Below are 12,297 nucleotides of genomic sequence, written 5' to 3' on the forward strand. Positions count from 1 at the left end.
CGAATTGATAAAGCCCTGTAAGGCTCGCAGTGGCATAGAGAAAATACGCTTAACCATCAACGCAGTGGTAATTGCTAAGTCGCTAAACACACGAAGACGACCTTCTTAGGCTGCTCGACCTTGGCTTTCCACTTAGCAATTGCATCCTCATCAATTCAGAAGGTAAGCGAACCGTGGTTGATTAAAGCTTGGTTGTATTGCTTCCAGTTGGTTATTTTATAGCGAGGTTTTGACACGGTTGATGGGTAAGTTGATAGGCGATGCCGATCAGATCAGCAGCTTCAGATTTAGTTCAACCTATGTAAGAAACAAAGCTCATAATATCCACTAATTCAGATATAACGAAGATTTTTAATCTTCCTATCTTACATTGACGTCTTATGAATAACGACTAATATAAGACAGATGAGACACTCATGAGGTGATGCGATGCCAATACCAGTCACAATTGCTGATGATTCTTTAATGTCCCGAAAAGCGGTAAGACGAGCTCTACCTGAGGGCTGGGATGTTGAAATCACTGAAGCATGCAATGGAAAAGAGGCCCTAGAAGCAGCTAATTCAGGTAAGGCTGAGGTACTATTTCTTGACCTGACTATGCCTGAACTTGATGGATTCGGAGTGCTTAAATGTCTTCATGAACAACAATCAAAGACTGTTGTGATTGTGATAAGTGCAGATATACAGCCAGAAGCTAAATTGTTAGTTGATTCCCTAGGTGCTTTTCGTTTCTTACAAAAACCGTTACAACCCGCACAGTTAAGAGAAGCACTTTTCGATGTGGGGCTAATATGAACATGTTGCTATCCGAAGAACAGCGAGACGCGCTGCAGGAATTGATGAATATTTCCATGGGGCAAGCAGCTAATTCACTTGCTCGTTTAATCGAAGCGAAAATTACACTATCAATTCCTAAAATTAGTGATGTTACTCCTGAACAATTTGTCTCTATGCTATCGGACAATGAAATGTGGTATACACGCCAATCGTTCTTAGGCAGTATTAAAGGTGAAGTTATTTCAATGCTATCTAAGCAGGGCTGCGATGCGATTGGTACATTAATGGAGTATGAACTGCCACTAACTCAAGGCCGGTTAAATGAATTGTTGTTAGAACTAGCCAACATTTTAGCTGGCGCATGTTTAACAGGATTTGCAGAGCAACTTTCATTAAACGCAAAGTTAAGTATGCCGACAATGTACAATGCAGCCAGCCAGCATTACCACTATAGATGGGCAAGTACTTTAATGATGGAGGTTGAGTTTAAAGTGGAAGTAAGTCAGTTTGACTCAAAAGTTGTGATCTGTTTGGAAGAGGCATCTGTTCAAACTTTAATAGCGAAACTGCAGCAACTGCTGGAGTAATTATGAGTCAGTCACAACTATTACAGAAACTTGCATCGCGCTTACCGCTAGGGATCTGTGTGGTTGATGAGTGTTATCAAATTATCTACTGGAATGAATTTTTTACTGATAGGTTACCTTCCGATAAATCTAAGACGCAAGACATTAATCTACTCACATTATTTCCTGATGCTGCAAAATTTCTGCAAAAAAAAATAAATAGTGTTTTTGTTCTTAATAATGCGAGTTTTTCTTACTGGGAACATCGTCCCCATGTATTCGACTTTAATAGTAGTCGGCCTATTACAGGTGAAGAAACGGCAATGTACCAAAATATTGAGTTTTTCCCCCTTGATATAGAAAATAACCAAGTTAAAACGGTTTGTTTAATTGTTCAAGATGTTACAGAGCTTGCTAGTTACTACCAGGCGCAAAAAAGTCTCTCTGAGCAACTTGAGCAAGAGCATACTGCATTAAGTCTACTCAATAAAAAATTAGAAGCGGCGCAGAATCAGTTATTACAATCGGAAAAAATGGCCGCAATAGGTCAGTTAGCCGCAGGTGTTGCACATGAAATTAATAATCCTATTGGTTTTGTTAATTCAAATTTGCAAAGCCTACAGGATTATAGCGTTAAGCTATTGAATTTAATTAATTTCTATCAAAAAATGACGCGAAAAATTGCTTCCCCTCCATATTTTTCTCTTGAGCAAGATATGCTTAAACGTCATCAGTTTGAGTATATATGTACTGACTTACCCGATTTGATTAATGAGTCAATTGAGGGGCTAGATCGTGTTGCCGTGATAGTGAAAAGTCTTAAGTCGTTCTCCCACGTAGATAGTAGCGAGTGGCAATATGCTAATGTAGTAGAAGGTATTGAAAATACTTTAAAAATCGCAGCCAATCAAATTAAATATAAAGCAGTCATTTTGCGCAATTTCCAAGATAATTTACCGGAGTTGTATTGCCAGCCGATGCAGTTAAATCAAGTCTTTCTCAACTTATTAATTAATGCGGCACAGGCAATAGATGAAAGAGGCGAAATATTAATCGACGTTAGTGCTTCCGATACTGAGTTTATCATTGTAATTAATGATAGTGGTTCAGGTATAGCAGCCCAAGATCTTCGCAAGATTTTTGAACCTTTTTATACGACTAAACCCGTTGGTACTGGTACTGGTTTGGGGTTGTCGTTGTCTTACAGTATCGTTCAGAAACACAAAGGTGAAATTAAGGTCGCTTCAGTTGTTGGTGAGGGTACTACTTTTACAGTTATTTTACCTATTTTATCTCCTGAGAATGTCACATAACTGAATATTTTCTAATGCATAAATCACTTACTGATTTTACATTATTTCTTTAAAAGTTTATCTATTTCCATTGATAAATCATGAAGTTCATGTTTTTTTATCATTCTCTCTTTAAGTAGTTTTTGAAGGTTGGCTGCACAAATGGATATTGTGGTAAGCCCCAAACAAGCACTTGTACCTTTTAGTTTATGTAATTCGCGCTCTAAATTGTTTTTGTTGTCATTGTTTATAAGTTGCTCAATTAGTGATAATGCCTTTGGTAGTGTTTGCAAGTATTCAGCTTTCAATTCGTCTTCTGCTTCCTCATTTACAATTTCCTCAAGATCTTGCTTGTTATTAATATATGATTTAATGCTTGATATTAATTGACTTTTAGTAAATGGCTTTGCAATCGACTTATTAAATAGGTTTGGTTGGGGGCCATCTGTATCAAGAATGTCCGCACTCAGTGATAATAATGGTGTGTTTTTATTAAGCTCTCGAATTATTTTTGCTGCTGACAATCCATCCATAATGGGCATTTGTTGATCTAAGATAATCAAGTCATAATTTTTTTGCTGTGCTAATTGAATGGCTTGTTGACCATTTTGACCAAAATCGATAGCAATCTTTGTATCTTTTAGATAAAGAGAAATTAACTCTCTAATATCTTCGACATCATCAACAATCAGAATGAGATGACCACTCCAGTTTGGTATGGTTGATACTATTTCGATGTCATGTTTATTTATGTGCACAGCGTCTTCAATGATTTTATTTTTAGGAAGGGTGACTGCAAAGCATGAACCAATCCCAATTTTACTTTGCATCGTGAGCTTGATAGACATTGCATCGGCTAATTGTTTACTTATGAATAATCCTAAACCTGTTCCACCATAATCGCGACTTGTACTAGAGTCGGCTTGTGTAAAAGCTTCGAATAATTTAGATGCTTGCTGATCTGATATTCCAATTCCTTCATCAATAATGGCTATGTATAATTCATTTTTGTTTGTTATGTTTGCGATTAATTTAATTCTACCTTTGACAGTAAACTTAATAGCATTGCTAATAAAGTTTAATAGTATTTGTTTAAGTCGGTAAGGATCTGTCATGACATATTGAGTTTTAGCAATATCAATATTGACTTCAATTTTTAATTTTTTTGGCCTAGCTAATACTTCCATAGACTCACTAAGGCTAGAGAGAAAAGGATAGATAGCGACTGCTTGCTCAGCAATGGTCATTTTGCCTTCATCAATTTTAGCTGCGTCTAGAATGTCATTAATAACATTTTGAAGATGTAAAGTATTTTGCTCTATTTTACAAAGAGCATGATACACGTCCCCTTGCGTTTTTGGTAAAATCTGTTCAGTGAAGCCTTTTATAATAGTGATTGGTGTTCGTATCTCATGACTCATATTCGCAAGGAAACGTGTTTTAATTGCTGCTAGCTGATTAGCTTTATCACGCTCTCGTTCTAGTTCTTTTGTGCGATGTTCAACTCTTTCTTCTAATTCTTCATTAAGAAGTTTAACGTCATTCATTGTCGATATCATAGCATGATGAGCTGTAGCAACCCTTCGTTGCATATTAGCAAAACTATGAGCTAAGGTATCAATCTCCAGCGCTGATTGCGTAAAAGTTAGACTGTTATTACTGATACTTTTACCATCCCATTGCTGGGTGTAATAGACTAATTCTTCTAGAGCCTGTGTATAATTTTTTAAAAATTCATTCGACAATCTAACTGATGCTTCTAGTATTAATGTGATTAAGGCAAGAGCAAGGGCAAAGTAAATAGAGAACTTTATAACAAGATCATTAGTATCAATGAAAAAATAAAGACTCCAACCGGTCAAGCCAATTTTTTCATTGATAACAAGATGGTAAGCACCTTCACTAAATACAATTGGCATTAGAGGATTAAATACACTTTTACTTAGAAACGTGTCCATCATTGGTTTGCTATCTTTTGGACGGTTCCAAATATTACCAACATTTCCGCTGATGTTGTTTCCCCAGACTTTATTTCCTGTGTTATCAATTAGTATTCTATGAGATATTTTATCATTGCGTTTATCAAATACTTGTAGTAAGTAATCAAGCTTAACTGCAAGCTGTAAAATACCATTGAAATTATTGTCAATGATTATTGGTGTACTCACTGCAAATAATTGGTCATCTCCGAGTGTTCTTCCTCTAAATGTATCACTAATATAAGATGAGTTTGTTTTCTTTGCTTGGTTAAAGTATGGGCGATCTGCGACGGTCACTTTGGTTAAAGGTTCATTATTAGCATCTCGTTTATAAAACGCTTTAATGAAACCTTTATCATCAGTGACAAGTGATGAAATAAATTCTGGCGACTGTTCAACAAGTCGCTTTAAGGTAATTGTAGTTAACTCTGTATTTGCTGTTTTTACGACGGTTTCAACTTTTATTTTGTAGTCATTTAGTTTTAACTCAATTCTCTCTCTTAGGGAACTTGTTTCCTTTTGATAATGAAATATTTGCTTAACAAGTTCTAGGCTTGTTATTCCATTTAATCCAAGCGTAATAAGTAGTGTTGCAGGAATGGCTGTATATAATCCAACTCTAAAAGATAGTTGATGCTGTAATGATTGCTTTCTTAATTCTTCAGCATTAACATATAAAGCGAGTAATAAATGAACCGCTTTAATGCTCCAGAAAAATAATGCCGTAGATAGCGATGTAAATAGAATTAAAAATGTTAGGTTGTCAGTTATAACTTCAGGTAGTAAAACTTTGTTGGTTAAAAAAGCTACTAAAAAGTAAATTGTTGATATTCTAATTATACCGTAATTAGTATTTTTTATATGAATTCGGAATAGAATTATTTGGATAATACTAAGTGCTATTGCAATGTCGGATGGAAGTGGGTATACAACAAAGGCGAAGCATACAATTGCCCATAGAGGACCTAAACGAGCCAATGTTACTAATATTGCAACATTGCCAACACATAATGGTACTGCTATTGGGAATGATACAGCAAATGAATTTGCAATAAAGCCAATAATGATACAATAGAGTAAAAATAACAATCGATGCTTCTTTATTTGTTTATTGTTATTTTTAATTGTCGCTAACATTATTATACTCCGGCAAACTTATGACAAATTTAGTTCCATTTTGACCAGTGTAGTCAAGTGCAATATAGCCATTATACTGTTCTAGTATTGCTTTTGAGATTGAAAGCCCTAAGCCTGTACCTTTTCCAACTTCTTTTGTTGTAAAAAAAGGCTCAAAAATATGAGGGGTATCATTCTCATTTATTCCGCAGCCATTATCTGAGATTTCAATGTTTATCCAGTTTTCACGTTTGCTCGTGTTAATTTCAATTAAGCCTTTTCTTCTTGTAATTGAATGATGCGCATTATTTATCAAATTTAATAACACCTGATTTAGTTGAGTAGTGTTCCCCTGGATGAATGCGTTCTTTAAGTAGTGAGTTACGATTATATTTGCACTTTTTTTTACTTCAGTAGTTGCTATTTTTACGGTGTCATTTATTAGGTCTATGATATTAATTTCTGATATGGAGCTTTCATCTGGGTGTGAGAAACTTCTTAGGTTTTTAATAATTTCTCGTGCGCGCCTGGCACCTTGTAAACTTTCGTCAATAAGTTCTGTGCTGTCCTTTAAAATAAAATCTATATTGTTTTTTTTATGATGATTAGTTAGTTCTGGATAGTCATTGTAAACTTGAGTTATAAAGCTGGCGATGTCTTTTAAATATAACTCAAAAGTATTTAAATTGCTGTATATAAAGCCAAGTGGATTATTTAGTTCGTGAGCAACTCCCGCGGCAAGTTGGCCGATTGCAGCTAGTTTACCTTGCCTTGCCATACTTTGCTCAATACGTTTTTGTTGTGAAAACAAAGTGTCTCGCTCTGCAGCAACATGCTGATACTCTATAAGTGTTAATGTACTGGCGATAAAACTGCTGTAGTTTAACATCACAGATTTAGCTTTCGTACTAAAACCATTGACGTGATTTATTATTAATATTATGGCATAGCAGCGACTGGCGATCTTCACTGGCTGTATTAATGCTGATTCTGCTATAGGTAATAATTTTCGCAGTGAGTTAGGCCACTTCGATGTTAAGTTCAGATCAAAAAAAAGGGCTGGCTCACTAAATATGCTTTGTTCCGGTTTGGTATCTAGAGCATTATCAAGTTGAAAGTCTTGTCCTATCAGCATTTCATCTGTGCTTGATACAATGGAAAATCCATCACTATTATGATTGCAGGTGATTAATAGTTGTAAGTCGGGTTTTAATTCCTGGTAAATTAATTCAAACAGGCAGTAGAAGGGCGTAGATTGCTCACTATGATTGGTAAATGCCTTTAGGGTTTTCAGCATTAAGCTATTGAGCTTTTTAAACTCTAATAGCTGTTGATTTTCTACCTTTAATTGCATTAGCAATTCATGTTGTTGTTCAGTTTTACTCATTCGGATGTCCAAATATCACTGCCGAGATCATCAGGTTGCCATGACGATTCACTCCATCGGCAAATTGACCTTGTTCACCAAAGGTAAATGCACCAATAAAGGGGACATTGTTTAATACGGTTTCAATCCCTTGTCTCACTTGATATGTTTCATCTTTAATCGCGAGCATACAACCTGCACAAAATATCACAATCGCGGCTAACGGTTTACTGTCGTATAAATCGTGTAATTGTTGGGTCGCAAAGTGTGTTACCGTTTGTGCACGTTGGATTAAGAGTGCTGGGTTACCATGCATAAATGTTAGATGCTCTCCTTGGTTTACCTCTGAGAACAATTCCATCGTACCGTCCTTATAGATAAATGCAGGATGGCTAAGTAAGGTCATTTGCTCATCATTATCTAAAATCACCCGTCCTAGGGGATTAAAGGTACTTTGCGTGAGTACTGGGCCTGTCATTAGAGGAGTTAGCATCTTTTGCGCTCGCCATTGATTATAAACACTGGCTGCCGGTTGGTTGTCTAACGTATGCAATTTTCTTCCACTTGCACAGGTAACTGTCGCTTTATGTTCAGTCGTTTCATAACCACTGCTAAAAAAATAATTTATCGGTGTTGATGGAAACAGTACCGCAATAATAAAACCGGTCGTGATAGTTTGATGTCCATCGAACATACACCATTTACCTGAAACATCGTTATCGGCAGCCGTGCCACCAAACACTGGGACATTATCGCCGATCACTTTTCGTATCCCTGCAATTAACCCTTCTTCTAGTCCGGGTGATTGGCTACACCAAATAAACGTCGGTAATTCACCAGATCTATTTGCAGAGCTTAGAGCTTGAGCTAGCGCTAGTTGACTGTCTTCAATGATCGTCTCAATTGAACTTTGCTTACTTGCAACGCCGTAACTCCCTTGCGGGTCAAAAAATTGCAAAATAGCTAAATTATTATGATTATTTTCAAGAGGGATATCGGAAAAGGCACTAATACAGGAACTTGTTGCAACCCAAAAGTTTGCTACACGAGTGGTTTCTGTTGCCTGTGATAGTTGAAGAATGGCGTCAATATTACCGAATGCGATCGCTAATTGAGCAGGTGTATCCTGTTTGATTGAGCTAATTTGTTGTTGCAACATGTTAGCCTCAGTCGCATTTAAAAAGTGCCGCTGGATCTTCATTCCACGACTCCTTACTGTTTGCCAGTCTAAGTGGTTTCTATTTCAACGAGTAATTGCTCCTTATGTTTTAGTTGATATTTTGATAATTTATCAAGGGAAGCTGGGGTGAGTACATGGCCTTCAGGCAACAAAAGTATATGTTTTAGGTTGTATAGATTTTGTTTTAATTTCATTCCAGCTTTCAGCGCACGGACTTCAATCCCTCTACGAGCCTTATTGGCGATATCGACATCTTCAGAAGCAACTAAGATAGACAATATATTAACGATTACAGGATCATAATAACTACCTTGGCGGAGTTTAATGGCCTCAAAACCATCGAGCATACTTTTTTTATCACCATCATATCGCCCCTCTACGTGTAACCAAAAATCTCTCGCCACCGCTAATATTCTGGAACCTAGAGGGATATCTGTTCCAATTTTTTGTATCGGCTCGCCTCCACCATTATAGCGTTCTAGTTGATTAGCGATGATATGTGACATTTCGCTTAAATGCTGTGCAGGTAATAGGATTTCTTCAGCATGTAATGGGTGTTCATTAAACAAACGGCGTTCACGATCATAAAGATCGGTGTAAGCGGTTTCGGCGATTTTGGTGGGAAGTGCTATTTTGCCGATTTCTGAAAATAACCCTGCTTTTGTAATAGTAACGACCTGTTCAGGGGATAATTTTAATGCATTGGCTAGATATTCACAGGTGGCGCTTATTTTACGAGCGAGTTCACCACTGAGAGGGGGGTAACTTACGATGATGTTATAAAGCACTTCTAATGTAGCGGCCTCATCCTTTTGCCTTTCACTCGCTAAATTTTTAAATTTTAAGAGGGTTTGTTTGAGTTGTTCAGTGCGTTTTTGTACCGTTTCCTCAAGGGAATTGTTGAGTTCTTTTAACTGTTTATTTTGTGCCGCGACTTTGGCGGTGAGTTGCTTGTTTTGACGAATTAAGTGGAATAGCGCTAATCCTTCATCAACCACAGCTAATAACTCTTGGTTGTCCCAAGGTTTTTGCACGTATCGGTGGATTTTTCCTAGATTGATCGCCGAGACAGTGGAGGCTAGGTCGGCATAACCAGTCATTAAAATGCGGTAGGCATCGGGTTGCAATATGGCCGCTTTTGCAAGAAATTCCGCCCCCGTCATATGCGGCATACGCATGTCAGAGATAATGACATTGACTCTATGCTGCTGCATTAGTTCTAAGGCTTGGCTGCCACTATCTGCCAGTAAAAGCTGCAAACTTTTACCAATGAAAAGTCGCTGCAGCGATTTTAGAATACTGACTTCATCGTCTACACACAGAATCACTGGCAGAGTGCTTTCAGATGGGGTTGTCATTAAGTCACCTATCGCATTTGTCCTATTTGTCTTATAGATTAAAATTATGCTATAAGTGCTAACTAAGCAAGAATAATCATGGGTACAAGAGCATGAAAACGCTCAGACCAAGCGACATTGCCCAATATTGTGATGTTCATCAACGCACTGTGAGTCGATGGATTGCTAAAGGTCAATTAATTGGACACAAGTTACCGGGAAGAGGTAACTATCGAGTATTGGTTGAAGACTTTATTAGTTTTCTGCATCAACAAAACATGCCAATGCCAGAAGATTTATTAACCTCAAATAATAATGAGTTAACTTCGGATAAAAAGTCTATCCTTATCATTGATGATGAATTATCGATGTTAAATGCATTAAGAAGAGCATTGCATTCAACACCTTTTTCGATTTCATCGGCGCAGGATGGTTTTCAGGCTGGGGTTAAAATTATCGCAGAAAAGCCTGACTTAATCCTCCTTGACTTGTCTTTGCCTGGCATAGATGGCTATGAAGTGATCCAATTCATTCGGCAACGACCTGATTTGGCTAAGCTTAAAATTTTAGTTTTATCAGGGCTTTCTCCTACAGAGTTAGCAGAGTCGATTAGACTAGGGGCAGATGATGCAATAAGTAAACCCTTTGATAATCAAGACATATTAGACAGAGTTAATATGCTACTAAGTTAGAGGTCATAATGGATAAATCTGTATTGTTAGTTGATGACGAAGTTGGCATTTTAAAAGCGCTAACACGCTTGTTAACTCGTTCAGGCTATTCAGTAAAGGTTGCCCAAAGTGGGGAGGAAGCACTTAACGTCTTACTCAATTATGACTGTAAAGTCGTGTTGACCGATTTTAGAATGCCCTATATGGATGGGGGTGAGTTACTCTCTAAAATCAAACGTTTGTATCCTGATATTGTAGGACTGGTACTTAGTGGATACTCAGATTTCGAGTCGGTAAAGTCATTACTTAATGCGGGTAGTGCATACCGTTACTTACAAAAACCTTGGGAGGATGAAGAGCTAACTAAAGAGCTTGCACATGCATTTATGCATTATGACCAGCAATTATTTCAACGCCAGTCCCAGAAAATGTTATTGGTAAGTCCAGATGCCTTACTCGAAATATCCCATCCTTGTAAAATTACGCAAGCTAATATCGCTGCGAGAAAGCTGCTAGGGTCAGCAGTGATAGAAGGCCGTTCATTTGATGAGTTCTTGGTTGAACCTGATAGGGTCAGATGGCAAGAGCAGACACTTACTGTTGGCCAAAGCATGTCGATAAGATTATTAAACCATACTGAATTAGAGGTAAGTTGTCGTTTAGCTTGTCCTTCAGGTGTTATTTTATGTTTAAATCCCGTGACGGATGTCGAGTTACTCAACACGGCATTTGAGCTTCCATCCTTACTCAACTATCAACAACTTATTTCGGTTATTAGTCAATATATTAACTCGGGTCATTCAGCGGTACTTGTTGTCATCAAAATAAGAAGTTTTGAACTTTGGAGTCGGATGATTGGGTATTCGGAAGCACAGCGAACCATTGAAGATATTGCATTACTGCTGTGCAACTCTATGGGGGCACAAGGACAACTAGCGCTGCTGGCAAATGAACAATTTGTGCTGTTTCTGCCAGATGTCGTATCTGAACTGGATGCCTTACAGAAGACTGCATCAATTATTGATCCCGTCACTGGTAAAGTGAATCTTATATCATCTAAGTTGGATTATGCTGTCAGTTACTGCCTTATCCCTGAGGATGGTGATGAACCTCGAACCGTACTGAATAATTTATTACTGGGTAATTTAATGATGGCTGAAGACCCTGTGCGAATGTTCATGCGTTATGATCAGCAAGCAATTGAACGGAAAAAACATCAAATTTCATTAAATCAGGCGCTATATCATGCGGTGAAACAACGTCAACTGTTCCTGCATTTTCAGGCGAAATTTGATTTTGCTAAATATAGTTTATCGGGATGCGAAGCCTTGATCCGCTGGCAGCATCCTGAATTTGGTATGGTTTCACCAGCGTTATTTATTCCTTTAGCCGAGCAACACGGGCAAATGGTTGATATTGGTTATTGGGTGCTAAAAACGGCTTTTATTACCGCTGCAAAATGGCGTGTCGAGGGAATTCATTTTGGCAAAATGGCAATTAATATCTCAGGCCGACAACTGATGGAGCCTGATTTTATCCACTGGATAAAGCATCATATTCAGCTCACCGGGGTTGAACCAACAGATTTAGAGTTTGAGTTAACGGAAACATTTTTGCTGAATAATCTTGAGGATTGTGCCATCACCCTCAAAGCAATTGCCGCGCTGGGTATTAGCATTGCGATTGACGATTTTGGTACAGGTTATTCCTCTTTAAGTTATTTGAGTAAACTCCCGATAAATGTGCTAAAAATTGACCGTTCACTTGTGTTAGATATTGAAAGTAATTTAAATACAGAAAGTTTAGTCGCCAATGTGGTTAGATTGGCACACGATTTGAACATGAAAGTGGTTGTCGAAGGTATTGAGACATTGGATCAACTCAATATTGTCAAATCCTTAGGTTGTGATGTAGTACAAGGATACTGCATTTCTAAACCGCAATCTGAAGAGGAGTATTTAGCGCTATTGACTTCTTTTGAAAGTCTTTCAGCCACAATGACTTAGGAGAGAG

The 12,297-nt window shown here is 37.6% G+C and carries 9 protein-coding genes and 1 pseudogene; 5 read left to right on the top strand and 5 right to left on the bottom strand.

Annotated elements, in window-relative coordinates:
• Nucleotides 1-236, bottom strand: a pseudogene (locus NE536_RS01110) (transposase); the annotation flags it as partial.
• 193 nt (nt 237-429) lie between these two features.
• Here NE536_RS01110 and NE536_RS01115 point away from each other — a divergent pair.
• Genes NE536_RS01115 through NE536_RS01125 form a run of 3 tightly spaced genes read left to right on the top strand, consistent with a single transcriptional unit; the run spans nt 430 to nt 2,656 of the window.
• On the top strand, nt 430-795 hold the full coding sequence (locus NE536_RS01115; RefSeq protein WP_261271522.1) for a response regulator: 366 nt from the start codon (nt 430-432) through the stop codon (nt 793-795).
• Complete coding sequence (locus NE536_RS01120; protein ID WP_261271523.1) at nt 792-1,364, top strand: chemotaxis protein CheC; 573 nt, start codon at nt 792-794, stop codon at nt 1,362-1,364. Before NE536_RS01115 ends, NE536_RS01120 begins: the two co-directional genes overlap by 4 nt.
• Before the next feature lie 2 nt (nt 1,365-1,366).
• A complete protein-coding gene (locus NE536_RS01125; protein ID WP_261271524.1) occupies nt 1,367-2,656 on the top strand; it encodes a sensor histidine kinase in 1,290 nt (429 codons plus the stop codon).
• A gap of 41 nt (nt 2,657-2,697) precedes the next feature.
• Here the strand turns inward: NE536_RS01125 and NE536_RS01130 are convergent, their stop codons facing one another.
• The 4 genes from NE536_RS01130 to nosR all read right to left on the bottom strand — a co-directional run bounded on the left by NE536_RS01130 (nt 2,698) and on the right by nosR (nt 9,634).
• A complete protein-coding gene (locus NE536_RS01130; protein WP_261271525.1) occupies nt 2,698-5,751 on the bottom strand; it encodes an ATP-binding protein in 3,054 nt (1,017 codons plus the stop codon).
• Complete coding sequence (locus NE536_RS01135; protein ID WP_261271526.1) at nt 5,735-7,117, bottom strand: sensor histidine kinase; 1,383 nt, start codon at nt 7,115-7,117, stop codon at nt 5,735-5,737. Before NE536_RS01135 ends, NE536_RS01130 begins: the two co-directional genes overlap by 17 nt.
• A complete protein-coding gene (locus NE536_RS01140) occupies nt 7,110-8,255 on the bottom strand; it encodes an FIST signal transduction protein (protein WP_261271527.1) in 1,146 nt (381 codons plus the stop codon). Before NE536_RS01140 ends, NE536_RS01135 begins: the two co-directional genes overlap by 8 nt.
• Nucleotides 8,256-8,323: 68 nt before the next feature.
• On the bottom strand, nt 8,324-9,634 hold the full coding sequence (gene nosR / locus NE536_RS01145; RefSeq protein WP_261271528.1) for a response regulator c-di-GMP phosphodiesterase, NosR family: 1,311 nt from the start codon (nt 9,632-9,634) through the stop codon (nt 8,324-8,326).
• A gap of 92 nt (nt 9,635-9,726) precedes the next feature.
• Between nosR and NE536_RS01150 the strand changes: the two genes are divergently transcribed.
• On the top strand, nt 9,727-10,305 hold the full coding sequence (locus NE536_RS01150; RefSeq protein ID WP_261271529.1) for a response regulator: 579 nt from the start codon (nt 9,727-9,729) through the stop codon (nt 10,303-10,305).
• A gap of 8 nt (nt 10,306-10,313) precedes the next feature.
• The gene (locus NE536_RS01155) at nt 10,314-12,290 is read left to right on the top strand and encodes an EAL domain-containing protein (RefSeq protein WP_261271530.1); all 1,977 of its coding nucleotides are present in this window, start codon (nt 10,314-10,316) and stop codon (nt 12,288-12,290) included.
• Nucleotides 12,291-12,297: the final 7 nt, after the last annotated feature.

Origin of the sequence: Shewanella septentrionalis (assembly GCF_025370265.1) — a bacterium.
GTDB lineage: Bacteria > Pseudomonadota > Gammaproteobacteria > Enterobacterales > Shewanellaceae > Shewanella > Shewanella hafniensis.